The sequence below is a fragment of the Pseudomonas sp. C9 genome (genome assembly GCF_002000165.1).
GTDB lineage: Bacteria > Pseudomonadota > Gammaproteobacteria > Pseudomonadales > Pseudomonadaceae > Aquipseudomonas.
The window spans coordinates 2,802,486-2,827,276 of sequence record NZ_MPAK01000001.1 but is presented as its reverse complement, the minus strand read 5'-3'; the positions used below and the strand labels follow the sequence as shown (position 1 = coordinate 2,827,276).

The 24,791-nt window shown below is 59.2% G+C and carries 24 protein-coding genes and 1 other RNA gene; 11 read left to right on the top strand and 14 right to left on the bottom strand.

Features of this window, described 5'->3' with window-relative positions:
* The first annotated feature begins 57 nt into the window (after positions 1–57).
* From BMS17_RS13200 to BMS17_RS13185, 4 genes are all read left to right on the top strand, one after another.
* Positions 58–267, top strand: a complete 210-nt coding sequence (locus BMS17_RS13200) for a TIGR02449 family protein (protein WP_003213954.1) — start codon at positions 58–60, stop codon at positions 265–267.
* The gene (locus tag BMS17_RS13195; RefSeq protein WP_007942435.1) at positions 264–581 is read left to right on the top strand and encodes a cell division protein ZapA; all 318 of its coding nucleotides are present in this window, start codon (positions 264–266) and stop codon (positions 579–581) included. The genes BMS17_RS13200 and BMS17_RS13195 overlap by 4 nt, the downstream gene beginning before the upstream one ends.
* 30 nt (positions 582–611) lie before the next feature.
* A non-coding RNA gene (gene ssrS / locus BMS17_RS13190) (6S RNA) lies at positions 612–790 on the top strand.
* A gap of 85 nt (positions 791–875) precedes the next feature.
* Positions 876–1,481 (top strand): 5-formyltetrahydrofolate cyclo-ligase, encoded by a 606-nt coding sequence (locus BMS17_RS13185; RefSeq protein ID WP_046032259.1) that lies wholly within the window; start codon positions 876–878, stop codon positions 1,479–1,481.
* A 35-nt stretch (positions 1,482–1,516) separates the two neighbouring features.
* Here BMS17_RS13185 and BMS17_RS29825 read toward each other — a convergent pair whose 3' ends face one another.
* Entirely contained in the window at positions 1,517–1,669 is a 153-nt protein-coding gene (locus tag BMS17_RS29825; protein WP_007942433.1) for a hypothetical protein, read from the bottom strand.
* A gap of 201 nt (positions 1,670–1,870) precedes the next feature.
* Here BMS17_RS29825 and BMS17_RS13180 point away from each other — a divergent pair, with 201 nt between their 5' ends.
* A complete protein-coding gene (locus BMS17_RS13180; protein WP_077431065.1) occupies positions 1,871–2,323 on the top strand; it encodes an EVE domain-containing protein in 453 nt (150 codons plus the stop codon).
* 141 nt (positions 2,324–2,464) lie between these two features.
* Here BMS17_RS13180 and BMS17_RS13175 read toward each other — a convergent pair whose 3' ends face one another.
* Positions 2,465–2,872: a flagellar basal body-associated protein FliL gene (locus BMS17_RS13175; RefSeq protein WP_046032257.1), complete on the bottom strand. Its 408-nt coding sequence runs from the start codon at positions 2,870–2,872 to the stop codon at positions 2,465–2,467.
* A gap of 150 nt (positions 2,873–3,022) precedes the next feature.
* On the opposite strand from BMS17_RS13175, the gene BMS17_RS13170 reads away from it, so the two are divergent.
* Complete coding sequence (locus BMS17_RS13170) at positions 3,023–4,000, top strand: NADPH:quinone oxidoreductase family protein (protein ID WP_046032256.1); 978 nt, start codon at positions 3,023–3,025, stop codon at positions 3,998–4,000.
* Positions 4,001–4,017: 17 nt separating this feature from the next.
* Here BMS17_RS13170 and BMS17_RS13165 read toward each other — a convergent pair whose 3' ends face one another.
* The gene (locus BMS17_RS13165) at positions 4,018–4,608 is read right to left on the bottom strand and encodes a flagellar basal body-associated protein FliL (protein ID WP_371916698.1); all 591 of its coding nucleotides are present in this window, start codon (positions 4,606–4,608) and stop codon (positions 4,018–4,020) included.
* A gap of 264 nt (positions 4,609–4,872) precedes the next feature.
* On the opposite strand from BMS17_RS13165, the gene glpT reads away from it, so the two are divergent.
* On the top strand, positions 4,873–6,222 hold the full coding sequence (glpT, locus tag BMS17_RS13160; protein WP_046032254.1) for a glycerol-3-phosphate transporter: 1,350 nt from the start codon (positions 4,873–4,875) through the stop codon (positions 6,220–6,222).
* On the opposite strand, the gene BMS17_RS13155 is transcribed toward glpT, so the two are convergent.
* Positions 6,198–6,866, bottom strand: coding sequence for a gamma-glutamylcyclotransferase (locus tag BMS17_RS13155; RefSeq protein WP_046032341.1), 669 nt, complete (start codon positions 6,864–6,866; stop codon positions 6,198–6,200). The two genes, glpT and BMS17_RS13155, sit on opposite strands and share 25 nt — an antisense overlap.
* Before the next feature lie 353 nt (positions 6,867–7,219).
* Between BMS17_RS13155 and BMS17_RS13150 the strand changes: the two genes are divergently transcribed.
* The gene (locus BMS17_RS13150) at positions 7,220–7,693 is read left to right on the top strand and encodes a hypothetical protein (RefSeq protein WP_046032253.1); all 474 of its coding nucleotides are present in this window, start codon (positions 7,220–7,222) and stop codon (positions 7,691–7,693) included.
* 48 nt (positions 7,694–7,741) lie between these two features.
* Here BMS17_RS13150 and BMS17_RS13145 read toward each other — a convergent pair whose 3' ends face one another.
* From BMS17_RS13145 to trxA, 5 genes are all read right to left on the bottom strand, one after another.
* Complete coding sequence (locus BMS17_RS13145) at positions 7,742–8,710, bottom strand: CDP-6-deoxy-delta-3,4-glucoseen reductase (protein WP_046032252.1); 969 nt, start codon at positions 8,708–8,710, stop codon at positions 7,742–7,744.
* A complete protein-coding gene (gene ubiD / locus BMS17_RS13140) occupies positions 8,710–10,176 on the bottom strand; it encodes a 4-hydroxy-3-polyprenylbenzoate decarboxylase (protein WP_046032251.1) in 1,467 nt (488 codons plus the stop codon). Before ubiD ends, BMS17_RS13145 begins: the two co-directional genes overlap by 1 nt.
* A 69-nt stretch (positions 10,177–10,245) precedes the next feature.
* On the bottom strand, positions 10,246–12,249 hold the full coding sequence (locus BMS17_RS13135; protein WP_077431064.1) for an acyltransferase family protein: 2,004 nt from the start codon (positions 12,247–12,249) through the stop codon (positions 10,246–10,248).
* 146 nt (positions 12,250–12,395) lie between these two features.
* Positions 12,396–13,655 carry a transcription termination factor Rho gene (rho, locus tag BMS17_RS13130; protein WP_007942421.1) on the bottom strand — a complete coding sequence of 420 codons (1,260 nt, stop codon included), beginning with the start codon at positions 13,653–13,655 and terminating at the stop codon, positions 12,396–12,398.
* Between the two features lie 247 nt (positions 13,656–13,902).
* Positions 13,903–14,232: a thioredoxin TrxA gene (trxA, locus tag BMS17_RS13125; protein ID WP_003206727.1), complete on the bottom strand. Its 330-nt coding sequence runs from the start codon at positions 14,230–14,232 to the stop codon at positions 13,903–13,905.
* A gap of 284 nt (positions 14,233–14,516) precedes the next feature.
* Between trxA and ppx the strand changes: the two genes are divergently transcribed.
* Positions 14,517–16,019: an exopolyphosphatase gene (gene ppx / locus BMS17_RS13120; protein ID WP_046032249.1), complete on the top strand. Its 1,503-nt coding sequence runs from the start codon at positions 14,517–14,519 to the stop codon at positions 16,017–16,019.
* Positions 16,020–16,161: 142 nt separating this feature from the next.
* Here ppx and ppk1 read toward each other — a convergent pair whose 3' ends face one another.
* Together ppk1 and hemB are read right to left on the bottom strand one after the other, a co-directional pair.
* Positions 16,162–18,384, bottom strand: a complete 2,223-nt coding sequence (gene ppk1 / locus BMS17_RS13115; RefSeq protein ID WP_046032248.1) for a polyphosphate kinase 1 — start codon at positions 18,382–18,384, stop codon at positions 16,162–16,164.
* Between the two features lie 18 nt (positions 18,385–18,402).
* Positions 18,403–19,416 (bottom strand): porphobilinogen synthase, encoded by a 1,014-nt coding sequence (hemB, locus tag BMS17_RS13110; RefSeq protein WP_077431063.1) that lies wholly within the window; start codon positions 19,414–19,416, stop codon positions 18,403–18,405.
* A 208-nt stretch (positions 19,417–19,624) separates the two neighbouring features.
* On the opposite strand from hemB, the gene BMS17_RS13105 reads away from it, so the two are divergent.
* Positions 19,625–20,257, top strand: coding sequence for a DedA family protein (locus BMS17_RS13105; RefSeq protein WP_046032246.1), 633 nt, complete (start codon positions 19,625–19,627; stop codon positions 20,255–20,257).
* Here BMS17_RS13105 and BMS17_RS13100 read toward each other — a convergent pair.
* Entirely contained in the window at positions 20,238–21,473 is a 1,236-nt protein-coding gene (locus BMS17_RS13100) for a sterol desaturase family protein (protein ID WP_046032245.1), read from the bottom strand. The genes BMS17_RS13105 and BMS17_RS13100 overlap by 20 nt on opposite strands.
* A gap of 114 nt (positions 21,474–21,587) precedes the next feature.
* Between BMS17_RS13100 and elbB the strand changes: the two genes are divergently transcribed.
* The gene (gene elbB / locus BMS17_RS13095; RefSeq protein ID WP_046032244.1) at positions 21,588–22,256 is read left to right on the top strand and encodes an isoprenoid biosynthesis glyoxalase ElbB; all 669 of its coding nucleotides are present in this window, start codon (positions 21,588–21,590) and stop codon (positions 22,254–22,256) included.
* 27 nt (positions 22,257–22,283) lie between these two features.
* Here the strand turns inward: elbB and BMS17_RS13090 are convergent, their stop codons facing one another.
* Entirely contained in the window at positions 22,284–22,739 is a 456-nt protein-coding gene (locus BMS17_RS13090; protein ID WP_027926433.1) for a YaiI/YqxD family protein, read from the bottom strand.
* A gap of 109 nt (positions 22,740–22,848) precedes the next feature.
* Positions 22,849–24,747, bottom strand: coding sequence for a cytochrome c/FTR1 family iron permease (locus BMS17_RS13085; protein WP_077431062.1), 1,899 nt, complete (start codon positions 24,745–24,747; stop codon positions 22,849–22,851).
* Positions 24,748–24,791 lie beyond the last annotated feature (44 nt).

Below are 24,791 nucleotides of genomic sequence, written 5' to 3'. Positions count from 1 at the left end.
GACTATTAAAGGCTGTCCGCCAGCTACCACCCATCAAGCACAATATCAGTGGACACAATGGAAGACACCGACCTGCAAGCGCTGATGGCCAGACTCGAACTGCTGATTAATCGAGTCGAGCAACTTAAGAGTCAAAATGGACTCTTACTAGCTCAGGAAAAGACCTGGCGCGAGGAACGCGCGCACCTCATTGAAAAAAACGAAATCGCCCGGCGTAAGGTCGAATCGATGATTTCGCGCCTCAAGGCCCTGGAGCAAGACTCATGAGTTCAAGCAATAGCGTTACCGTGCAGATCCTCGACAAAGAATATTCGATCATTTGCCCCCAGGAAGAACGCAGCAACCTGGTGAGCGCCGCCCGCTACCTGGACGGCAAGATGCGTGAAATCCGCAGCAGCGGCAAAGTCATCGGCGCCGACCGCATTGCCGTCATGGCCGCGCTGAACATTACGCACGACCTGCTGCACAAGGAAGAACGCCCGGATGTACAGGCCAGCGGCTCGACTCGCGAACAGGTGCGCGACCTGCTGGACCGCGTCGATCTGGTACTCGCCACCGATCCGGACGTCACCAAAGGCTGATTCGTCGAACCGCTTGGGTTATACTCGCAACACTCCCTGGGGTGCTTGCCAGTTGACCACGTCCCTGAGCCGATTCGCACTACCCTGGAGGTTGCACGTTGGGCTGGTGTGCATGTCCGCTAGACGGAAAGCCTTAAAGCCTACTGCATCTTCCACCTTGAACTTTCGGGTTCAAGGGCTAAGTCAGCAGCGGTTCATCCGGGGAGCCTGATTCCAGTCCGATGCCGGTTTTATGCCGGCATCGGCTTTTTTACGGGTACGCTTTACGTACTCGTCCTGCCGAAGCCTGAATCCATGACCGAACCTGCGCTGCTTCCCCGCCCGCAACTTCGACGCATGCTGCGCAAGGCCCGCCGCGCACTGACACCCAGTCAACAGCGCCAGGCGGCTCGCGGGTTGTACAAGCAATTGGCCCAGCAGCCATTGTTTCGCCGCGCCAGACACATCTCCCTGTACCTGCCGACCGACGGTGAAATCGACCCGCGCGTCCTGCTGCGTGCCGCTCAACGCCGGGGCAAGGCCACCTATCTGCCGGTGCTCAGTGCCTGGCCGCGAACCAAAATGGTGTTCCAGCGAATTCGCCCGGGCGAAACACTCAAACCCAACCGCTTCCGCATCCTCGAACCACGGCACAACCTCGCCCGGCAACGCAAAGTCTGGGCTCTGGATCTGATTTTGTTGCCATTGGTGGGGTTTGACGATGTCGGCGGACGCCTGGGCATGGGCGGTGGTTTCTACGATCGAAGCCTGGCCTATCTGGCGCGCCGCAAATCCTGGCGCAAGCCGACGCTGCTGGGGCTGGCCCATGAATGTCAGAAAGTCGAACGATTGGCTCAGGCGAGCTGGGATGTACCGCTGCAGGGAACGGTGACAGACAAGGCGTGGTACTTCGCACGCTAGACGCCACTGCCAAGAGCGGCGTCCAAAAGACAGGTTTAGCGCTTGAAGGCCGACGGTTGCTGTTGCTGCGCGATTTCGATCGGCGCGTCAGTCTTGTTATTCCACAGGCTTTGGGCATAACCGGTGGTTACGACGCCGAGGCCGAACAAAATAACCAAAATCCATAGTAAATCCGGTTTGCGTTTCATCGATTGCCCCCCAAAGGCACATCAACACGATGACAGCAGCGGTTTCCGTTGTAGGTGTAGGCCGTGCAGCAGCGTCAAGCTTAGAAGGCCGGCATTTTGCGACAACGTGAACTGACACGCAAACGCTGGCGTCAACCGACTGTCGGTTTGTCATAAAATCGCCGGACAACCTGTCCACTCACCTCGCAAGGAGCAAAATCCATGGCCTATTGGCTGATGAAATCCGAGCCGGACGAACTCTCGATCAAGGGCCTGGAGAAGCTCGGCCAAGCGCGCTGGGACGGGGTTCGCAACTATCAGGCGCGTAATTTTTTGCGGTCGATGGCGGTCGGTGACGAGTTTTTCTTCTACCACTCCAGTTGCCCGGAGCCGGGAATTGCCGGGATAGGGAAAATTATCGAAGCGGCCTATCCGGACCCCACGGCATTGGAGCCGGAGAGTCATTATTACGATCCGAAGGCCACGGCAGAAAAAAACGCCTGGAGCGCGATCGATGTCGCACATGTCGAGACGTTTGCCAGGGTGTTGAAGCTCGATTATCTGAAGCAGCAGACCGCGCTGGCCGAGATGCCATTGGTGCAGAAGGGCTCGCGGTTGTCGGTGATGCCTGTCACAGCGGAGCAGTGGGCGGCGGTGATCGCGCTCAAACCGTAGAAACGCCTGCGCGTCTGAGAATGTCATCGCGGGCAAGCCCGCTCCCACAGAGATCTGGGGTGGATGCAAAACCTGCATACACTGGAGAATATTGTGGGAGCGGGCTTGCCCGCGATGAGGCCGGATCAGACAACAGAAGTCTTATTGAATGATCAGGTTGTTGAACAACAGATCCTCAACCACCGGCTTGCCGGTTTCGTCGTTCATCACCTGCTGGGTCTGCTTCAACGCTTCCTGGCGCAGTTTTTCCTTGGCTTCGACGTTGTTCATCGTCTCGGTGGTTTGCTGGGCAAACAACGCCACCAGCTGATTGCGGATCAGCGGTTCATTGGCCTTCACGGCCTTGGTGGCGTCCTCACCGGTCACGCGCAATGCCACATCTGCCTTGTAGACCTTGAGCTTCGGCGTACCGTCCAGCCCATAGTTGCCCACGAACGGCGGGCTCAGGGTGATGTAATTGACCTTCGGAGCTTCACCTTCTTTGGCTTCTTCGGCCATCGCTGCCACAGGCAGAGACAGGGCCAGCAACAACATGATCCACGCTTTCACAATTCGCTCCTTATCCGGTTTGCGGCCTAGCATAACGACCCGCCGCTCAAGCACAAGCTTATGGCTGACTATCAGGGTCGGGCATGCTCGTTGACCCATCGACTCACACACCTACACTTATCGGCCATCACTCCCAAAGGAATAGCCCTGATGAAAGCCGTGCTGTGCAAAGCCTTCGGCCCTGCCGAATCGCTGGTACTGGAAGACGTCGCCAGTCCTGTCGCCAAGAAGAATGAAATCCTGCTGGACGTGCACGCCGCCGGGGTCAACTTCCCGGACACGCTGATCATCGAGGGCAAATATCAATTCAAGCCGCCCTTCCCTTTCTCCCCGGGTGGTGAAGCCGCCGGCGTGGTCAGCGCAGTGGGCGAAAAGGTCAGCCATCTCAAGGTCGGTGACCGGGTCATGGCCCTGACCGGCTGGGGCAGTTTTGCCGAGCAAATCGCGGTGCCGGGCTACAACGTGCTGCCGATCCCACCTTCAATGGACTTCAACACCGCCGCAGCCTTCAGCATGACCTATGGCACCTCGATGCACGCCCTCAAGCAACGCGGCAACCTGCAACCCGGCGAAACGCTGCTGGTGCTGGGTGCTTCCGGCGGTGTTGGCCTGGCGGCGGTGGAAATCGGCAAAGCCATGGGCGCCCGCGTGATCGCCGCTGCCAGCAGTGCCGAAAAGCTTGCCGTGGCCAAGGCCGCTGGCGCCGATGAGCTGATCAACTACAGCGAAACCAGCCTCAAGGACGAAATCAAACGCCTCACCGATGGCCAAGGCGCCGACGTGATCTACGACCCGGTCGGCGGCGACCTGTTTGATCAGGCTGTGCGCGCCATCGCCTGGAACGGCCGACTACTGGTGGTCGGTTTCGCCAGCGGACGCATTCCGGAATTCCCGGTCAACCTGGCACTGCTCAAAGGGGCCGCCGTGGTCGGCGTGTTCTGGGGCTCGTTTGCTCAACGCCAGCCGCAGGACAATGCAGCGAATTTCCAGCAGTTGTTCGGCTGGTTTGCCGAGGGCAAGTTGAAGCCGCTGGTGTCACAGGTGTATCCGCTGAGCAATGCGGCACAGGCGATCAATGATCTTGGGCAGCGCAAGGCTGTGGGCAAGGTTGTGGTGCAGGTTCGCTGAGGCCTGAGAAGCCGCCGTCAACTGCCGGGCGACTCCACAGTGTCGCCCGGCAACAGGTGCTCCTGAACCTTCTGACTGCGAGACTCGATGAGTTGGCCCTTGTCATCGAAGCGCAAAACGATGAGCCAGTCGTAGACATCCACCGGCCATTTTTGCTGGCCGATCAGTGCCGGCCCATCGCCCCCGAAAGCTGCGATCAGTTTATTGATGTGCCCATGGTGCCAGGCGATCAGTAGCGTTTTCGCCTGATTACTCTTACGCAGCAGATTGACCAGTTTGTCGACCTCGCCATTGGCATAAGGCTGTTCGATCGGCAGTTGCAGGCGCTGGGACAGCGGGATCAGCGTCTGCCGGGGCCGGATACTGATTGGACTGTCACTGGTAGCAATCAGGCGCTGAGGCGTCAGTGTCTGGCCATCCAGCTTCAACGGGGCGAAATAGTCGGCATAGGCAGCGGCCCGCTGCTCTCCTCGGGCATTGAGCGCCCTCCCCACCTCAGGTTTTTCTGCATGACGAACAATCAGCACGGTGACATTGCGCAAACCCGGCGCTGCAGAGCCCTGGGCGAAACTCAGCATCAGAACCGAAACGGTGACGACGGCCACCATCCACAGCCTCGGTAATAACCTGCGAACTTTCGGAGCCATCATTCTTCTCTGCGCAATCGGTCGGTTTATTGATCGCGAGTCTAAGACACAAAGACCCGACCGCCACAAAAACGCCCTGTTCTTACAGCTGAGCGACAGGTTCGTAAAGGAACGCGCGATTTCCAACATTTACTGCTGTTTCGCCAATGCGAACCGGTGCTATTTTCGGTAACGAAACTGTAACATTCGCATCCGCAGTCAAAACAAGAAATCTGGAGCTCTTGAATGTTTGCTTTCTTTCGTCCTGCCGCACATCAGGCTCCATTGCCTGAAGAAAAAATAGACAGCACCTATCGACGCCTTCGCTGGCAGATCTTCGCCGGGATATTCATTGGGTATGCGGGGTACTACCTGCTGCGCAAGAACTTCACCCTGGCGTTCCCCGACCTGATTGCCCAAGGCTATACAAAGGGCCAACTGGGTGTGGCCATGTCGGCTATTGCCATTGCCTACGGCTTGTCCAAGTTTCTGATGGGCATCGTCTCCGACCGCTCCAACCCACGCTACTTCCTGCCTTTTGGCCTGGTGGTGTCTGCCGGGGTGATGTTCGTTTTCGGTTTCGCACCTTGGGCGACGTCCAGCGTGACCATGATGTTCATCCTGTTGTTCATCAATGGCTGGGCGCAAGGCATGGGTTGGCCGCCGAGCGGACGAACCATGGTGCATTGGTGGTCGCAGAAAGAACGCGGCGGAGTGGTGTCGGTCTGGAACACGGCGCATAACGTCGGCGGTGGTTTGATCGGACCGTTGGCGATTCTCGGCATGGGCTGGTTCAACGACTGGCACAGCAAGTTCTACGTCCCGGCCGCCGTGGCGTTGCTGGTCGCGGTATTCGCTTTCATTGTGATGCGCGATACCCCCCAATCGACGGGCCTGCCGCCCATCGAGAAGTACAAAAACGATTACCCGGAAGGCTACGACGCCAGCCACGAAGAAGAATTCAGCGCCAAGGACATCTTCGTCAAATACGTGCTGCGCAACAAAATGCTCTGGTTCATCGCGCTGGCCAACGTCTTCGTCTACCTGCTGCGCTACGGCATCCTGGACTGGGCGCCGACCTACCTCAAAGAGGTCAAGCATTTCGACTTCGACAAGACCTCGTGGGCTTACTTCCTGTACGAGTGGGCCGGTATTCCCGGCACGCTGCTGTGCGGCTGGATGTCGGACAAGATCTTCCGGGGCAACCGAGGCCTGACCGGCATGGTGTTCATGGCATTGGTGACGGTTGCGACAATCGTGTACTGGCTGAATCCGCCGGGCAACCCGATGGTCGACATGATCTCGCTGTTCGCGATCGGCTTCCTGATCTACGGCCCGGTGATGCTGGTCGGCTTGCAAGCGCTGGAGCTGGTACCGAAAAAAGCCGCCGGGACGGCCGCTGGTTTTACCGGCCTGTTCGGTTACCTGGGTGGTTCAGTCGCGGCCAGTGCGCTGATGGGCTACACCGTGGACTATTTCGGCTGGGATGGCGGTTTCATTCTGTTGGTCGTTGCCTGCCTGCTGGCGATGGCGTTCCTGGCACCCACACTGGGCCACAAGAACGTCGCCAGTCAGACCCGCGAAGCGATTGCCTGATCGGCTTTTGATTTGCAGCGCTTGAGCCGCGCCTCCAGATTTCGGTCTGGCATGGCGTGGCTACGCAGGGCATGAGCGGTCTGCTCGACATAATCGCGAGTGGTGCCGTACCGCCCGCAAGCGCTTTCGAACACCTGGCTCAGCACATGATCCGGCAAGTTGCCGGCATAGCTGGGCAGGTGCCGCTCCAGAACAAATCCCAACGCCTGAACCTGGCTTCCGTCTTCGAGACGGCAGTTGAGCCAGTGCGGGCGATAGGACGGGACGGGCATTTCGCGTTGCCAAAGTGCATACAGCGAAGCTTCAAGTTGTTCTTCGGGCAGGCGATAGGCGAAACCACTGCAGGAGCCGCCGCGGTCCAGGCCGAACACCAGACCAGGCATTTCCGGCGTGCCGCGATGTTCGTGGGACCACAGGTACAAACCCCGATGGTAACCATGCACTCGGCCGCGAACGCGCTCTACTGCCGAACACTCTGGTCGCCAGATCAGCGAACCGTAAGCGAACAACCACACCGGCCCGCCCTTGTGACGCGCCATGGTCGATTGCATCGAGACGAGAAGTTGTTCGTGCGTCAGCTGCGGCCCCAGATCGAGACGCGGAGGGTAAGCCGGATTCACAAAAGCAGATTCAATGGCGGTCATGATGAAAGTGTTCGGCCCCACAAGTATTACAAGATGTAAGCAAAACTCGCTTCATAGAACATATAGCAGTAACCGTAAAACGAAAAGTGCTAAAGGATGTATGACACTCGCAATAGCGCTAAATCGGGATTATCAGCCTCGCTATCGAGTTTTATATAGCCTAATACCATCGCAGGAATATCTTAAATACCTGAATGAAATATGCATAAGCCACAGCTTCGTTCAGGTGCTGTTCAAGAAGATGCAGGAAACTTCCTACTAAAATATCGGACTTTCTGTCTTCTCTGTCACTGAACGCCTACGTATAACGGCCTTCCTCTGGCGCAAGCCACCCGTTTAACCGAGGCTGCATGATGAAAATTCCAGGGCTTTTCACCCTCTTCCTATTGATTCCGTTCGACCAGGCAATGGCGCTGGAGGACTCACAGGGCAAAGGTTTTTGGTACGCACAGACCAGTGTCTATACCAAACATTACTCACCGGACCCAGAACACAATAACAATCAGGATTTGATTGGTATTGAGCGCAATCAGGCATCGGGCTGGGTATTTGGCGGGGCGACTTTTCGTAACTCGTTCAGGCAGCGCTCTAACTACGCCTACGCCGGTAAACGCTATGACAGCGCCAATTATCCGGTGTACCTGAAAGTGACTGGCGGCCTGTTGCAGGGTTATAGCGGTGACTACAAGGATAAGATTCCATTGAACCGCTACGGCGTTGCGCCGGTGATCATTCCGTCGGTCGGCACTCACTATGGACCGTTGGCCGCCGAGCTGGTTTTTCTCGGCGCCAACGCAGCCATGGTTACGACCGGGGTGCGGTTCTAAACGCTTGGCTCAAGAGCGCGGATCAAGATTGAGGATCAAGATCGCGGATCAAGATCGCGGCGCGTACGCAAACACATCCGCGCGCATTTGATGAGCGTCCATCCCGGCTTCGACCAAGGCATCCAGCGTGCCATAGACCATCGCCGGAGATCCGCTGGCGTAGACATGCAAGGATTTAAGATCCGGGAAATCCTCACACACTATCTCGTGCAACATCCCGCAACGCCCTTGCCAACCGCACTGATCACTGACGACTTTGTGCAGGAACAGGTTGGGCAGTTTCAGCCACTCATCCCAATGCTCAATCTGGTAAAAGTCTTCAGGACGGCGCACGCCCCAATACAGGTGCACTGGATGCTTGAAGCCTGCGGCGCGGCAGTGTTCGATCAGGCTGTGAATCTGGCCCATGCCGGTGCCCGCGCCGATCAGCACCAGCGGACCGTCCGGCAACTCTGCAAGGTGGGTATCGCCGAATGGCAGCTCGACCCGCACTATCGGGTTGCGTTGCAACTGTGCGATCAGGCTCAGCGCACTGTTTTCGCGCGCCAGTACATGGATCTCCAGATCTCGTCCGCCATGGGGTGCCGAGGCCAGCGAGAACGCGGATTTCTCGCCATTCTCACGCTCGATCATCAAATACTGGCCAGCGTGATAACGCGGTGGCTTACCGGCCGGCGCGCGCAGGCGCACACGCCAGGTATCGCCGCCGACGTCCCTGCATTCAATGACCTGACACGACACGCTGCGCACCGGCAGTTCTCCCAGCGCGAGCACGCCATCCCACAGCACGATGCAGTCTTCCAGCGGCTCTGCTATGCAAGTGTAGAACTCGCCATGGTCACGCACATGGCCTGCCTGCTCGACCCGACCTTCCACCAGCAACGCGCCACATACGTGGCAATTGCCATTGCGGCAGCTTTGCGGGCATTCGTAGCCCAGGCGCCGCGCACCATCGAGAATCCGCTCGCCGGGCAGAATCTCTAGCACTGCTCCGGAGGGCTGCAAGGTTACACGCATCAATCTATTCCTAACTGATTCCAGATGGCATCGATCCGTTGGGTCACGGCGTCGTCCTTGACGATCACCCGGCCCCACTCGCGAGTGGTTTCGCCCGGCCATTTATGCGTGGCATCGAGCCCCATTTTCGACCCCAGGCCTGAGACCGGCGAGGCGAAGTCGAGGTAGTCGATCGGCGTGTTGTCGATCATCACCGTGTCGCGCTTGGGGTCCATGCGCGTGGTAATGGCCCAGATCACGTCGTTCCAGTCCCGGGCGTTGATATCGTCGTCAGTGACGATAACGAACTTGGTGTACATGAACTGTCGCAAAAACGACCAGACACCCAGCATTACCCGCTTGGCGTGCCCCGGATACGACTTCTTCATGGTCACGATGGCCATGCGGTACGAGCAGCCTTCGGGGGGCAGATAGAAGTCGGTGATTTCCGGGAACTGCTTCTGCAGGATCGGCACGAACACTTCGTTCAGCGCCACACCGAGAATCGCCGGCTCATCCGGCGGACGGCCGGTGTAGGTGCTGTGGTAAATCGGTTTGATCCGGTGCGTGATGCGCTCGACGGTGAACACCGGGAAGCTGTCGACTTCGTTGTAGTAACCGGTGTGGTCGCCATACGGACCTTCATCGGCCATTTCGCCGGGATGGATCACGCCTTCGAGAATGATCTCGGCAGTCGCAGGGACTTGCAGGTCGTTGCCCCGGCACTTCACCAGCTCGGTGCGATTGCCGCGCAGCAGACCGGCGAAAGCGTATTCGGAAAGGCTGTCCGGTACCGGCGTCACGGCACCAAGGATGGTCGCCGGGTCAGCACCCAACGCCACGGACACCGGGAACGGCTGGCCCGGGTGCTTCTCGCACCACTCGCGGTAGTCCAGCGCGCCACCTCGGTGGCTCAACCAGCGCATGATGACCTTGTTTCGGCCAATCACTTGCTGACGGTAGATGCCGAGGTTCTGGCGGTCCTTGTTCGGCCCCTTTGTGACCGTCAGGCCCCAGGTGATCAACGGGCCGACATCGCCCGGCCAGCAGGTTTGCACGGGGAGCATCGCCAGGTCGACGTCGTCGCCTTCGATGACCACTTCCTGGCACACCGCGTCTTTGACGACTTTCGGCGCCATGGCAATGATCTTGCGGAAGATCGGCAACTTCGACCAGGCGTCTTTCAAGCCCTTCGGCGGCTCGGGCTCTTTGAGGAAGGCCAGCAGCTTGCCGATCTCGCGCAGCTCGCTGACCGACTCGGCGCCCATGCCCATGGCGACCCGCTCGGGGGTGCCAAACAGGTTGCCGAGCACCGGAATGTCGTAGCCGGTAGGGTTTTCGAACAGCAGCGCCGGCCCCTTGGCCCGCAGCGTGCGATCACAGACTTCGGTCATCTCCAGCACTGGAGAGACGGGGATCTGGATGCGTTTCAACTCTCCGCGCTGCTCAAGCTGCTGCACGAAATCCCGAAGGTCCTTGAATTTCATTGACGATGGCACCCCTAAAATAGGCGTACATCCTACCTGCTCTGCCGTCCGCTGGCAGCTTATCGCTGCTCAGTTGGCTGCATTCGCATTGCCATTACCCAGTGCTGCCCGGGCTTGCAAGCGCCTGAACAACGGTTCAAGGACCGGGGCGATGAACCGCGCACCGGCCTCGGACAGGTGATTGGTGTCGGTGTACAACGACTGACCACCGAGCTCGGCGCGGCAAAGCCCCGCTTCATCACACAGCACCGGCGCCGGATCCACCACCGTCACACCCGGGTTGGCTTGCGCCAGTTGCGTGAACAGTTGACTGATGAACGCTTGGCGCTTGAGGTGTTCTGTCACCGCCAGCCCCACGTCGTCGGTCGGGCGATGCAGCATCGCCAGGCGGCTGAGACGATAAGGCGGACTGAAGGTTTGCAGCGGCGCTTCCTTTACCAGCCAGACGCGATGCCCACCCTCTCGTAGCTGCCGCACGGTCGTCTGTAATCCTTCGGCCAATTGTTGCTCGGCGATGGCGCGGTCATAACGGCCACGGGCGTCCGTCAGGACATGACCAAGATCGCCTTTCACATCGCCATACAGATACAGACTCCAGTGCGCGACCAGCACCACATCGCCGACCGATTGCCGGGTCAAGGCTTGTTCGACCCGGCGATTGAACCGGGCACACTGCGCTTCATGCTCCAGCCCTTCAACCGGGATGCAGCCGGGGGAGCTGGCGAGCATCACACCGACACCGTGCTGGTGCGCGCCCTCATCGAACACCGGGATCAGTGCGGTGGCATGACTGTCACCCCAGACCAGCGCCGTTGAAACGGTCGGCGTTGGCGTGCCGTAGTGACAAAAGAGTTGGTCGTCCGGGGTTTTGTCGTCGGCCAGGCAGCGCATCAGTTCCGGCCGCCACTCCTTCGCTTTGGCGTATTGAAGGGCCTGTTCAGATAAGCGCGTGGGTAATCCATCGGTCCAGCGCAATGCCTGACCGGCCAGGCCGAGCACCAGCACACCGCACGTGGCGGCAAGCAGGATCTGCCGGCGCCCCGCCCACAACCGCCGCTCGCGAAACGGCGTCTCGACAAATCGCCACGACAGATAACCCAACACCAGGCTGAGCAAGATCAATCCTGTGATATCGAAGGGGCCAAGCTCATCAAGACTGGCGTAGTTGGCAAAAACAAACACCGGCCAGTGCCACAAGTACCAGGAATAGGAAATCAGTCCGAGACCGACCAGCACACGACTGGCCAGCAGTCTGCCGACAAATGTTGGCTGATGCCCGTTGGCCCGGATCAGCGCGACCACACCGAGTGTCGGCAGCAATGCCGCAGCACCGGGAAATGGCGTGCTTTTGTCGTAGCACAACACCGCCAACAGAATCAGCGCCAAGCCAGCCAGGCTGATCGCTTGTGCCCACATCGTTGTCAGACGCCACTGGCTTCTGGGCGCAACGGCCAGCATGCCACCGGCCAACAGCTCCCAGGCACGCATCGGCAACAGGAAAAATGCTTTTTCAGGGTGATGCGCAACGGCCCACACACTGAGCCCGAACGACACCAGCAACACGGCGAACAGCGCCAGTCGCCAATGGTTCAGGCGACTCGACAGCAGGATCAGCAGTAACGGAAAAACAATGTAGAACTGCTCCTCAACCGCCAGCGACCACGTATGCAGCAACGGCTTGAGGTCGGAAGCCACATCAAAGTAACCATCCTGACGCATGAACAAGAGGTTGGAGACGAACATCACCTGGTAGCGCACCGAGCGGCCCAGCTCTTCGTAATCCTTGGGCGCCAGCAGGAACCAGCCGACTGCGAGCACGGCAGCGATCATCACGAACAGCGCGGGCAGGATTCGCCGCGCGCGACGGGCCCAGAAATCGACAAAGCTGAAGCGCCCGGCCTGTCGCTGATTCCAGATAATCGAGGTGATCAGGTAGCCGGAAATCACAAAAAAGATGTCTACACCGACGAAACCGCCGGTGAAGCCAGGAACACCGAAATGGAACAACACCACCGCAATCACGGCAATAGCGCGTAAGCCGTCGATGTCTCTTCGATATGCAAGCGTGGTCATAAGCAAGAAAGCCAATCAGTTGAAATTATTGGGGTCGCACGCCCAATTCGCTTTTGTACTGACCAATCGTCACCACAAACCTCCCTTTTTTTTGCAAAAAAAATGGCGTCCCGAAGGACGCCATTTTTAGCGGCTTGTAAACCGTCTTACTTGCGCTTCATCGACAAGAAGAACTCGTCGTTGGTCTTGGTCGTTTTCAGCTTGTCGACCAGGAACTCGATGGCGGCGATTTCGTCCATCGGGTGCAGCAGCTTGCGCAGGATCCACATACGCTGCAACTCGTCGTCGGCCGTCAGCAACTCTTCGCGGCGGGTACCGGAACGGTTGATGTTGATGGCCGGGAAGACGCGCTTTTCAGCGATACGGCGATCCAGAGGCAGTTCCATGTTGCCGGTGCCTTTGAATTCTTCGTAGATCACTTCGTCCATCTTCGAGCCGGTTTCAACCAGCGCGGTGGCGATGATGGTCAGCGAACCGCCTTCTTCGATGTTCCGCGCGGCGCCGAAGAAACGTTTCGGTTTCTCCAGGGCGTGGGCATCGACACCACCGGTGAGCACTTTGCCGGAGCTCGGGATCACGGTGTTGTAGGCACGGGCCAGACGGGTGATGGAGTCGAGCAGGATCACCACGTCTTTCTTGTGTTCGACCAGGCGCTTGGCCTTCTCGATCACCATCTCGGCAACCTGCACGTGACGGGTTGGCGGCTCGTCGAACGTAGAGGCAACCACTTCGCCGCGCACGGTGCGCTGCATTTCGGTCACTTCTTCCGGACGTTCGTCGATCAGCAGCACGATCAGATGAACTTCCGGGTTGTTACGGGCGATGTTTGCCGCAATGTTCTGCAGCATGATGGTTTTACCGGCTTTCGGCGGTGCAACGATCAGACCGCGCTGGCCTTTGCCGATCGGGGCGCACAGGTCGATGACACGACCGGTCAAGTCTTCGGTGGAACCGTTGCCGGCTTCCATCTTCATGCGCACAGTCGGGAACAGCGGGGTCAGGTTCTCGAAGAGAATCTTGTTTTTCGCGTTCTCGGGACGATCGTAGTTGATCGTATCAACCTTGAGCAGCGCGAAATAACGCTCGCCTTCCTTTGGAGGACGGATCTTGCCAACGATGGTGTCACCGGTGCGCAAGTTGAAGCGGCGGATCTGGCTCGGCGAGACGTAGATATCGTCTGGACCTGCGAGATAGGAAGCGTCAGCGGAGCGCAGGAAGCCGAAGCCGTCCTGGAGAATCTCCAGCACGCCATCACCGGAGATTTCCTCGCCGCTTTTAGCGTGCTTTTTGAGCAGGGAGAAAATCACGTCCTGCTTGCGCGAACGGGCCATATTTTCTATGCCCATCTGTTCGGCCAATTCGAGCAGTTCGGTAATCGGCTTTTGCTTGAGTTCAGTCAGATTCATATAGGAATGACGTAATCATTTATGGAGGGGGGAAATTAAGCTTTTGGCTTAATGAGGCCGCGCCGCGGAGAAGGCGACAGGATCGCGTACTTATTCGAAAAGGAGTGCGTCGGCGACGGCTAGCAGGGGGCAATGGAGAAACCAGTGCGGGGCCGAATGTACCACCTGAGTTTCGGAGCGTCTAGCCCTCAATAACGAAAAGGCCCCGCAATATGCGGGGCCTTTTTGATGACGCTTTGATCAACGCTTAGATGTTGGCGTCGAGGAAGGCAGCCAGTTGCGACTTCGACAGCGCGCCGACCTTGGTCGCTTCAACGTTGCCGTTCTTGAACAGCATCAGCGTCGGGATACCACGCACGCCATGCTTGGCCGGGGTTTCCTGGTTTTCGTCGATGTTCAATTTGGCAACGGTCAGCTTGCCTTTGTAGGTTTCAGCAATTTCGTCCAGAACAGGAGCGATCATTTTGCAAGGGCCGCACCATTCAGCCCAGTAGTCGACCAGTACAGCGCCTTCGGCCTTGAGTACGTCGGCCTCGAAGCTAGCGTCGCTAACGTGTTTGATAAGATCGCTGCTCATGGAAGTCTCCAGGTTGTAAGCAAAAAAACGTGGCCCATCATAGCTGCCCTTCCCTTGTTCAGGAAGGTGCAGATGATTGAGTCTCGCTATGGTGCTGCATGAGTTTGGGTATAGCTCATATCCCTACCTGGCGAGAATTCGTGGCGAGGGGGGCTGCTTCGCCGCTCAACGGGGCGAGCCCCTCGCCACAAGGTTGTGCTGGATCAAGGCTTTGAACACTGCGCGTTGGCGCCAGCCTTTGATCGTGGCACGATGTCGAGGTTATCGACCGAGACCCCCTGACCATGCCGCAATCCCAAGCCAAGAATCTGTCCCTGATCGCCGCAATAGACCTGGGCTCCAACAGCTTTCACATGGTCGTGGCCAAGGCCCAGAACGGCGAAATCCGTATTCTCGAGCGTCTCGGGGAGAAGGTTCAACTGGCCGCAGGCATCGACGAAGAACGCCACCTCAACGAAGAATCCATGCAGCGCGGGCTCGACTGCCTCAAGCGTTTTGCCCAACTGATCAACGGTATGCCCCCGGGCGCCGTCCGCATCGTCGGCACCAACGCCCTGCGTGAAGCGCGCAACCGCGCCGAATTCATCCGCCGCGCCGAAGAAATTCTCGGCCACCCGGTGGAAGTCATCTCCGGTCGTGAAGAAGCGCGCCTGATCTACCTTGGCGTCTCCCACACCCTCGCAGACACCCCGGGCAAGCGCCTGGTGGCCGACATCGGCGGCGGCAGTACCGAATTCATCATCGGCCAGCGCTTCGAACCGCTGCTGCGCGAAAGCCTGCAAATGGGTTGCGTCAGCTACACCCAGCGCTATTTCAAGGATGGCAAAATCACCCCGGCCCGTTACGCCCAGGCGTACACCGCCGCGCGGCTGGAGATCATGAGCATCGAGCATGCCCTGCATCGCCTGACCTGGGATGAAGCCATTGGCTCCTCGGGCACCATTCGCGCCATCGGCCTGGCACTGAAGGCCGGCGGCCACGGTACGGGTGAAGTGAATGCCGAAGGCCTGGCCTGGCTCAAACGCAAGCTGATCAAGCTCGGCGACGTCGAGAAAATCGACTTCGACGGCATCAAGCCCGACCGCCGGGCCATTTTCCCGGCGGGCCTGGCGATTCTCGAAGCGATTTTCGACTCGCTCGAACTGCAACGCATGGACCACTGCGAAGGCGCCCTGCGTGAAGGCGTGCTCTACGATCTGTTGGGCCGTCATCATCACGAAGACGTCCGTGAACGCACACTCAGTTCGCTGATGGAGCGTTATCACGTCGACCTGGAACAAGCGGCGCGGGTCGAGCGCAAGGCGCTGCACGCCTTCGATCAAGTGGCCGAGGATTGGGACCTGGACGATGGTGTCTGGCGTGAACTGCTCGGCTGGGCTGCCAAGGTCCATGAAGTAGGCCTGGACATCGCCCACTATCAGTACCACAAGCATGGCGCCTACCTGATCGAGCACTCGGACCTGGCCGGGTTCTCTCGCGAAGACCAGCAAATGCTGGCGCTGCTGGTGCGCGGTCACCGACGCAATATTCCCAAGGACAAATTCGCCGAGATCGGCGATGACGGCACCAAGCTGATCCGTCTGTGCGTGCTGCTGCGCTTTGCGATCCTGTTCCATCACATCCGCGGTACCCAGCAAATGCCTCAGGTGGAATTGAAAGCCAATGGCAACAGCCTGGAAGTGGTATTCCCGGACAAATGGCTGGACGACAACCAGCTGACCCAGGCCGACTTCGCCATTGAAGCGGAATGGCTCACGCGGGTCGATATCGTTCTGAACGCACGCTAAAACACCCTTCTGTAGGAGCACAGCTTGCTGGCGATGGCGATCTAACGGACGTCATCGCCAGCAAGCTGTGCTCCTACAGGGAGGCAGGTGAAAAAAAGGGCGATCCACATGGATCGCCCTTTTTTTGCCCACCGGGTTCGCGTTAACGCACGGTCAGGATCGGACTGCCCAAACGTTCCAGCAACGTCGCCTGGGCGCTGCGCGGGTTCTGGTTGCCGGTCGGTGTGTTACGGATGTATCGACCGTCCGACTGCAGGCTCCAGCTGTGGGTGTTATCGGTGAGGTAAAGCTCCAGCTCTTTCTTGACCCGTACAATCAGCTTGCGACCTTCCACCGGGAAGCAGGTCTCGACGCGCTTGTCGAGGTTGCGCTCCATCCAGTCGGCACTGGACAGGAACATCTGCTCGTCACCGCCGTTGAGGAAGTAGAAGACCCGGGTGTGTTCCAGGAAGCGGCCGATGATCGAACGTACGTGGATGTTGTGCGAAACCCCGGCGATGCCTGGACGCAGGCAGCACATGCCGCGCACGATCAGGTCGATACGAACCCCGGACTGACTGGCCTTGTACAGCGCGCGGATGATCTTCGGATCGGTCAGCGAGTTGAACTTGGCGATGATGTGCGCCGGTTTGCCGTCGAGGGCGAACTGCGTCTCCCGGGCAATCATGTCGAGCATGCCCTTCTTCAGGGTAAACGGCGCGTGCAGCAACTTCTTCATGCGCAGGGTTTTACCCATGCCGATCAACTGACTGAACAGTTTGCCGACGTCTTCGCACAAGGCGTCGTCAGAGGTCAGCAGGCTGTAGTCGGTATACAGACGGGCGTTGCCAGCGTGGTAGTTGCCCGTGCCCAAGTGTGCGTAACGGACGATTTCGCCCGCCTCGCGACGCAGGATCAGCATCATCTTGGCGTGGGTCTTGAAGCCGACCACACCGTAGATCACTACCGCACCGGCCGCTTGCAGACGGCTGGCCAGTTGCAGGTTGGACTCTTCGTCGAATCGCGCACGCAACTCGATGACCGCGGTGACCTCTTTACCGTTACGCGCCGCATCCACCAGCGCATCGACGATTTCCGAGTTGGCGCCGGAGCGGTACAGGGTCTGACGCACAGCCAACACGTGCGGGTCCTTGGCGGCCTGACGCAGCAGGTCGACCACCGGGGTAAACGATTCGAACGGGTGCAGCAACAGGATGTCCTGCTTGCTGATCACGCTGAAGATGTTTTCGCTGTTTTGCAGCAGTTTCGGGATCTGCGGGGTGAACGGCAGATATTGTAGTTCGCGCTGGCTGTCCAGGCCGGTGATGCTGAACAGGCGCGTCAGGTTCACCGGACCGTTGACCTGATACAACTCGGTCTCGCCCAGGTTGAACTGCTTGAGCAGATAATCGGACAGGTGTTTCGGGCAGGTGTCGGCCACTTCCAGACGCACCGCATCGCCATAACGACGGGAGAACAGCTCGCCGCGCAATGCGCGCGCCAGGTCTTCGACATCCTCGGAGTCCAGTGCCAGATCGGCGTTTCGGGTCAGGCGGAACTGGTAGCAGCCCTTGACCTTCATGCCCTGGAACAGATCATCGGCGTGGGCGTGGATCATCGACGACAGGAACACATAGTTGTCGCCGGCGCCGCCGACTTCTTCCGGCACCTTGATGATCCGCGGCAGCAGACGCGGCGCCGGGATGATCGCCAGACCGGAATCGCGACCAAAGGCGTCAACGCCTTCGAGCTCGACGATGAAGTTCAGGCTCTTGTTCACCAACAACGGGAACGGGTGCGTCGGGTCGAGACCGATCGGCGTAATGATCGGGGCGATTTCGTCGCGGAAGTAACGGCGAACCCAAGTCTTGAGCTTGGCCGTCCAGTAGCGGCGACGGATGAAGCGGACCTGATGTTTTTCCAGTTCCGGCAACAGAATGTCGTTGAGGATCGCGTACTGGCGGTCAACGTGACCGTGTACCAGTTCGCTGATGCGGGCCAGGGCCTGATGCGGTTGCAGACCATCGGCGCCGGCTTGTTCACGGGCGAAGGTGATCTGCTTTTTAAGACCTGCCACACGAATTTCGAAGAACTCGTCCAGGTTGCTGGAGAAGATCAGCAGAAACTTCAGCCGCTCAAGCAATGGATAGGACTCATCCAGCGCCTGTTCCAGCACGCGGATGTTGAATTGCAGTTGCGAGAGCTCGCGATGGATGTACAGGCTGCTGTCATCCAGTCCGGGAATGGCAATCGCTGGCGCCGCTGCGGCGGCTTCGGCCACCACCACGGGCGGAGCGGGCTCCAGCTCCGGTGGGGTTTCGGCGATTTGCTCGACCACGGGTTGAGCCTCTTTTACAGCAACTTCAGTGAGTCCTTCGGTATTCATGAAATGTTCCTGGGAGGGCTATTTTTGCTCTCGTAACAATTGAGCGGCACGGACGGCGAAGTAAGTCAGGATGCCATCGGCGCCTGCACGTTTAAAAGCGGTCAGGGATTCGAGAATAACCCCCTCGCTCAACCAGCCATTCTGGATTGCCGCCATGTGCATGGCGTATTCGCCGCTGACTTGGTAAACAAACGTTGGCACTTTGAATTCTTCTTTGACCCGGTAAAGGATGTCCAGGTAGGGCATGCCTGGCTTGACCATGACCATGTCCGCACCTTCTGACAAGTCCGCCGCCACTTCGTGCAGGGCTTCGTTGCTGTTGGCCGGGTCCATCTGATAGCTGGCCTTGTTGGCCTTGCCCAGGTTCAGCGCCGAACCGACCGCATCACGGAACGGACCATAATAGGCGCTGGCGTACTTCGCCGAGTAGGCCATGATGCGCACATTGACGTGCTCGGCCACCTCAAGGGCTTCGCGGATTGCCTGGATGCGACCGTCCATCATGTCGGACGGAGCCACAACCTGTGCACCGGCTTCAGCGTGCGACAGGGCCTGCTTGACCAGTGCGTCGACGGTAATGTCGTTCTGCACGTAGCCTTCTTCGTCGAGGATGCCGTCCTGACCGTGGGTGGTAAACGGATCGAGGGCAACATCGGTGATCACACCCAGCTCCGGGAACCGCGCCCGCAGCGCGCGAGTGGCGCGCTGGGCAATGCCTTCGGGGTTCCAGGCTTCGGCGGCGTCCAGCGATTTGAGCTCAGGCGGTGTCACCGGGAACAGTGCCAGCGCAGGAATCCCCAGTTCGACCCATTTGGCCGCCTCTTCCAGCAACAGGTCGATGGTCAGGCGTTCGACGCCCGGCATCGAAGTCACCGCTTCACGACGGTTTTCACCGTCCAGCACAAACACCGGCAAGATCAGGTCATCAACGGTCAGAACGTTTTCACGGACCAGTCGACGCGAAAAATCATCACGACGGTTGCGGCGCAGGCGGGTTGCGGGGAACAGACGGTTGGCGGGGGTAAAGCTCACGGCAGACTCCTGAGCCCGCGCTTACGGGCGAGCGTGACAGTTATAAGCGACCATTATGACCAACGCATGACAGTTATGTGCACCCCTGTGACAGGTAGTCGCATTCCATTGTCATTGTAGGAAATGTTCACGTCGAGACACATTTGGACACTTTCATGAATGTGCACGAAGGGTTAGGCTGCGCGTTCATTTCGCCAGCACCCAGACAATGCTCCAACAATTTCTGCATGACTTTGGCTACTTTGCCTTGTTCCTCGGCACGTTCTTCGAAGGCGAAACCATTCTTGTGCTCGCAGGCTTCCTCGCGTTCCGCGGATACATGGACATCAACCTGGTGGTGGTCGTGGCGTTCTTCGGCAGTTATGCCGGCGATCAGCTGTGGTACTTCCTGGGGCGCAAGCACGGGCGAAAACTGCTGGCACGCAAGCCGCGCTGGCAAATGATGGGCGACCGGGCGCTGGAGCACATCCGCAAGCACCCGGACATCTGGGTGCTGAGCTTCCGCTTTGTCTACGGTTTGCGCACGGTGATGCCAGTGGCCATCGGCCTGTCAGGCTATCCACCGGGACGTTACCTGCTGCTCAACGGGATTGGGGCCGCGATCTGGGCGGCGGCCCTGGCGGCGGCGGCCTACCACTTTGGCGCCGTACTGGAAGGCATGCTCGGCAGCGTCAAGAAATATGAATTGTGGGTACTCGGCGCCTTGCTGGTGCTGGGTCTTGGCCTGTGGCTGCGCCGACGGTTCAAAAATGCGCGTCTGGCGAAGAAGATATACGCCGAGGAGCAAGCCTTGAAAGCCAGACAGGCTACCGTCGAAGCGACTAAGACGCCAAGCGAGTGAAGCGGTTTGTGCAACAGTAGAGACCGATAGCGCTCAACACGCTGTAACTGAGCAGGCCGATCCAGCCCACCGTGCTGGCCGGCCACAACCCGACCACCGGCGCCAGCCACACCAGCGGCACGTTCGATGCCAGCCGCAGCAGCTCCAGCGTCAACGCCCACGGGCGATTCTCCAGGGCCACGCCCAAGGCAAACAACCCCAGCGCCACCGCACTCCAGCCGAGCACCAAGGCGGCGGTTGGCAGGCTCCGTTCCAGGTTCATCAAATAGCTGCCCAACGCGATGTAGGCGCAAAACTGCAACGCCACATACAGTTGCTGACGACCGTCCAGCGGCACCTCGAACTTGCGGAACTGGCTCAACTCAGGCTTGTTCATCGGGTAGCTGGCCGCCACATCCGCCGGCCGCCAACCGGTGCGCATAAACCAGATCCGCAGCTTGTCCCACGTGCTCTCGGCGCGCCGCGCGTCATCCCACAACTGCACATAGAACTGCAGGTTTGCCCACAGCGGGTTCCAGCTCGCCAACGGCGTCGTCACGCCAAAAATCACCGGTTCGTTGTCGTCTTCTTCTTGGAACGAGCCAAACAGGCGGTCCCAAATAATGAACACCCCACCGTAGTTGCGATCCATGTAGAGAGCGTTCTGTGCATGGTGAGCCCGATGATTGGACGGCGACACGAAGAACCATTCGAACCAGCCGAGCTTGGGAATGTGCCGGGTGTGCACCCAGAACTGATACAGCAGATTCAGCGCCGCCACGCTGACGAACACCAGCAGCGGCACGCCGAGCACGGCCATCGGCAGGTAGAAAATCCAGCTCAGCAAGAAACCGGTGCTGGTCTGGCGCAACGCCGTGGACAGGTTGTACTCCTCGCTCTGGTGATGCACCGAGTGCGCCGCCCAGAGGATATTGCGCTCGTGCCCCATACGATGCAGCCAGTAGTAGCAGAAGTCGTAGAGGACGAAGGCAAACACCCAGACCCAGATACTCTCGGCCGACAACTGGAACAGCGCCACATGCTCAAGGGCAAAGGCATAAGTGACCAGCCCGACACCCTTGGTCAACAGGCCCGTAGTGGTCGACAGCACGCCAGTGCTCAAGCTGTTGATCGCATCCGCCACGCGATAATGGCTGACCCCGCGCCAACGGTCGGCCAGCAGTTCGACAGCGATCAGCGCAAAGAAAAACGGCACTGCATACAGAATGAAGTCCATGACGCGCCCTGATCGGAATCCGAGGACAGATGCTAGGTGTAGCCGCGAATTAACCCTATGGCAACGAGCGACAAATTAGTGGACATTTAACGCCATGAATCTGGAGAAAAGCCCATGAGCAAAAAAATTGCAGTGATCCTTTCCGGCTGTGGCGTGTACGACGGCGCCGAAATCCACGAAAGCGTGATTACCCTGCTGAGACTGGACCAGCGTGGTGCTCAGGTGCAGTGCTTTGCCCCGAACATCGCGCAATTGCATGTGATCAATCACCTGACCGGCGAAGAGATGCCCGAGTCACGCAACGTGTTGGTGGAGTCGGCACGGATTGCTCGCGGCCACATCAAGGACATTCGCGAGGCCGACGTCGACGACTTCGATGCGTTGATCGTTCCTGGGGGATTCGGCTCGGCGAAGAACCTGTCGAACTTCGCCATCGAAGGCGCCGGTTGCACCGTGCAACCGGATGTCCTGGCGCTGACCGAAGCCTTTGCCGAGGCTGGAAAACCAGTGGGCTTGATGTGTATTTCGCCAGCGCTGGCGGCGAAGATCTATGGGCCAGGGGTGAACTGCACCATCGGCAATGATGCCGAGACCGCTGCGGTCATGAACAAAATGGGCGCCACCCACACCGATTGCGCCGTGACTGAAATCGTCGAAGACAAGGCGCGCAAGCTGGTGTGTACACCGGCCTACATGCTGGCGCAAAGCATCAGCGAAGCGGCGTCCGGCATCAACAAAATGGTCGACCGCGTGCTCGAACTGACCCACGAAAACGACGCCTGACACACGCCCACAGGTTCTCGGTACGGCTCAGGGCTTGCGGGTAAGCCGCGTCAGTATCCGGTCCAGTGCATTGGCGAACGCCTGCTTCTCGCGTTCGCCAAACGGTGCCGGCCCGCCGCCCATCTGCCCCTGTTCACGCAAGTCGGTGAACAGGTTGCGCACCGCGAGCCGGTCGCCCATGTTCTGCGCATCGAACTCCTTGCCACGCGGGTCCAGTGCCGCCACCCCCTTCTTGACCAGACGATCCGCCAGCGGCACGTCGCTGCAAATCACCAGCTCACCCGGTACCGCGTGCTCCACCAGGTAATCATCGGCGGCGTCCGGGCCACTCGGCACCACGATCAACTTCACCAGTGCCAGCCCCGGCTTGATCTGCGGCTGCCCCGCCACCAGCACCACTTCGTATTGGCGCTTGAGGGCGAACTTCACCACCAGATCCTTGGCCGCCCGTGGGCAGGCGTCGGCGTCGATCCAGACACGCATTGTGTTTTCCTCTTTCAAAAAAAATCGCGAGCCACCTCGCCCCCACAAGGTTAACCCTAAACCCGTGGGAGCATGGCTTGCCCGCGATTGTGAGCGCAGCGAATGTTGTTTAGGAAACCTGCACCCGACGCTTCTCGGCCACCCAACTGCGACCGTACAACACGATGATCGCAATGATCGCCACCGCCTGAGCGCCCAGCGAATAGGCATCCGCGTGAATCCCCAGCCAGTCAAAATCAAAGAACGGCACCGGCCGGGTACCGAAGATCCCCGCTTCCTGCAACGCCTTCACGCCATGCCCGGCGAACACTACCGACAACGCGCACAACAGGCCGGCGTTGATGCTGAAGAACAACGCCAGCGGCAGCTTCGCCGAACCACGCAAGATGACCCACGCCAAAACCACCAGCAACACCAGCGCCGTCCCGCCGCCGGCCAGCACCGCGTTGTGCCCTGCAGGTCCGGCCTGCAACCACAGGGTTTCGTAGAACAGAATCACTTCAAACAACTCGCGATACACCGAGAAGAACGCCAGGATCGCAAAGCCGAAACGGCCGCCGCCGCCCACCAGGCTGCTCTTGATGTAATCCTGCCACGCCGCAGCGTGACGACGGTCGTGCATCCACACGCCAAGCCAGAGCACCATGACCGAGGCAAACAGCGCCGTCGCGCCTTCCAGCAATTCGCGCTGCGAACCGCTGACATCGATCACATATGCAGCCAGCGCCCACGTCCCCAGACCGGCCAACAGCGCCAGTCCCCAGCCGACATTGACACTGCGCACGGCCGATTGCTGGCCAGTGTTGCGCAGGAACGCCAGGATCGCAGCCAACACCAGAATCGCTTCCAGACCTTCGCGCAACAAAATCAGCAAACCGGAAATGAAGCTCAGCGACCAACTCAAACCATCGCTGCCCAACAGGTCAGCGGATTCCTTCAACTTGGCCTTGGCCGTGTTCAGGCGCTGCTCGGCTTCTGCCACCGGCAACCCGTCCTGCAACGACTGACGGTAGGCCATCAGCGATTTTTCAGTGTCTTTGCGCACGACGGCATTGACGTTGTCCAGGGAGCTTTCGACCAGTTCGAAACCTTCCAGATACGCGGCGACAGACAGGTCATAGGCCTGATCGTGATCGCCGGCGCGGTAGGCCGCGATGCTTTTGTCGAGGGTGGCAGCGGTGTAGTCGAGCAACTGCGCCGGGCCACGCTTGACCTGCGGCGGTTGCGCCCGCTGCGCACGGAATGTCGCAGCGGCTTGTGGACCGTCGGCGGCCTGCACTTCTGCCGGCGTCTGACGCCCCAGGTCGGCGATGTTGTAGGTCTTTTCGGATTTTGCAGCCGCCGGGTCGGCGCTGAAACTGGCGATGTAGGTGGCCAGGTCCCAGCGCTGACGATCATCAAGTTGATCGGCAAAAGCCGGCATGTCGGTGCCTTCAATACCCAGGCCCACGGTGCTGTAGAGCGCGTAGAGGCTCAGATGATCCAGGCGCGTCGTATCTCGCAGATTGGACGGTGGTGGCATCAGCCCGACACCCGCCGGGCCGTCGCCAGCGCCCGCATCACCGTGGCAAACCGAGCAATGCTGGGCATACAGCGGCGCACCACGGGTCGGGTCCGGCGTAATGATCGGTGCCTGACTGACTTCATAAGTCACGGCCAGTTTCGCACCGAGTTGCCGCGCCTGACGGGCCACGTCCGCACCTTCCTGACGGGCAGTGACGGCACTGCGCAGCGAGCTCACGCCCTGCTCCAACCCCGCCTTCTCCTGCTTGGCCGGCATCGCCGCAATCAGGCCCTGCAACGTCTTGATGGATTCCAGCTGCCCGCGGTACTCGGACTCATCAATCACCTTGCCCGCTTGCACGGTTTGCGGGTAGTCCGCGCTGATGTAATCGAGCAGGTGCAACGCTTGCGGCGCACCTTCCACGGTGTCGGCCAGCAGATTGAAACTGCACAAGGCAAACAGTGGAAACACCAGCCAGGCCAGAAAACGGGACGGGGCAGTCATGAATGAATCTCAATTGGTAATACGAAGTAACACATTGTTCCCTC

What these genes read in the sequence shown, in the direction of transcription:
- BMS17_RS13200 (WP_003213954.1), top strand. Translation starts at nt 58, where the DNA reads ATGGAAGACACCGACCTGCAAGCGCTGATGGCCAGACTCGAACTGCTG.
- BMS17_RS13195 (WP_007942435.1), top strand. Translation starts at nt 264, where the DNA reads ATGAGTTCAAGCAATAGCGTTACCGTGCAGATCCTCGACAAAGAATAT.
- BMS17_RS13185 (WP_046032259.1), top strand. Translation starts at nt 876, where the DNA reads ATGACCGAACCTGCGCTGCTTCCCCGCCCGCAACTTCGACGCATGCTG.
- BMS17_RS29825 (WP_007942433.1), bottom strand. Translation starts at nt 1,669, where the DNA reads ATGAAACGCAAACCGGATTTACTATGGATTTTGGTTATTTTGTTCGGC.
- BMS17_RS13180 (WP_077431065.1), top strand. Translation starts at nt 1,871, where the DNA reads ATGGCCTATTGGCTGATGAAATCCGAGCCGGACGAACTCTCGATCAAG.
- BMS17_RS13170 (WP_046032256.1), top strand. Translation starts at nt 3,023, where the DNA reads ATGAAAGCCGTGCTGTGCAAAGCCTTCGGCCCTGCCGAATCGCTGGTA.
- BMS17_RS13165 (WP_371916698.1), bottom strand. Translation starts at nt 4,608, where the DNA reads ATGGTGGCCGTCGTCACCGTTTCGGTTCTGATGCTGAGTTTCGCCCAG.
- glpT (WP_046032254.1), top strand. Translation starts at nt 4,873, where the DNA reads ATGTTTGCTTTCTTTCGTCCTGCCGCACATCAGGCTCCATTGCCTGAA.
- BMS17_RS13155 (WP_046032341.1), bottom strand. Translation starts at nt 6,866, where the DNA reads ATGACCGCCATTGAATCTGCTTTTGTGAATCCGGCTTACCCTCCGCGT.
- BMS17_RS13150 (WP_046032253.1), top strand. Translation starts at nt 7,220, where the DNA reads ATGAAAATTCCAGGGCTTTTCACCCTCTTCCTATTGATTCCGTTCGAC.
- BMS17_RS13145 (WP_046032252.1), bottom strand. Translation starts at nt 8,710, where the DNA reads ATGCGTGTAACCTTGCAGCCCTCCGGAGCAGTGCTAGAGATTCTGCCC.
- ubiD (WP_046032251.1), bottom strand. Translation starts at nt 10,176, where the DNA reads ATGAAATTCAAGGACCTTCGGGATTTCGTGCAGCAGCTTGAGCAGCGC.
- BMS17_RS13135 (WP_077431064.1), bottom strand. Translation starts at nt 12,249, where the DNA reads ATGACCACGCTTGCATATCGAAGAGACATCGACGGCTTACGCGCTATT.
- rho (WP_007942421.1), bottom strand. Translation starts at nt 13,655, where the DNA reads ATGAATCTGACTGAACTCAAGCAAAAGCCGATTACCGAACTGCTCGAA.
- trxA (WP_003206727.1), bottom strand. Translation starts at nt 14,232, where the DNA reads ATGAGCAGCGATCTTATCAAACACGTTAGCGACGCTAGCTTCGAGGCC.
- ppx (WP_046032249.1), top strand. Translation starts at nt 14,517, where the DNA reads ATGCCGCAATCCCAAGCCAAGAATCTGTCCCTGATCGCCGCAATAGAC.
- ppk1 (WP_046032248.1), bottom strand. Translation starts at nt 18,384, where the DNA reads ATGAATACCGAAGGACTCACTGAAGTTGCTGTAAAAGAGGCTCAACCC.
- BMS17_RS13105 (WP_046032246.1), top strand. Translation starts at nt 19,625, where the DNA reads ATGCTCCAACAATTTCTGCATGACTTTGGCTACTTTGCCTTGTTCCTC.
- BMS17_RS13100 (WP_046032245.1), bottom strand. Translation starts at nt 21,473, where the DNA reads ATGGACTTCATTCTGTATGCAGTGCCGTTTTTCTTTGCGCTGATCGCT.
- elbB (WP_046032244.1), top strand. Translation starts at nt 21,588, where the DNA reads ATGAGCAAAAAAATTGCAGTGATCCTTTCCGGCTGTGGCGTGTACGAC.
- BMS17_RS13090 (WP_027926433.1), bottom strand. Translation starts at nt 22,739, where the DNA reads ATGCGTGTCTGGATCGACGCCGACGCCTGCCCACGGGCGGCCAAGGAT.
- BMS17_RS13085 (WP_077431062.1), bottom strand. Translation starts at nt 24,747, where the DNA reads ATGACTGCCCCGTCCCGTTTTCTGGCCTGGCTGGTGTTTCCACTGTTT.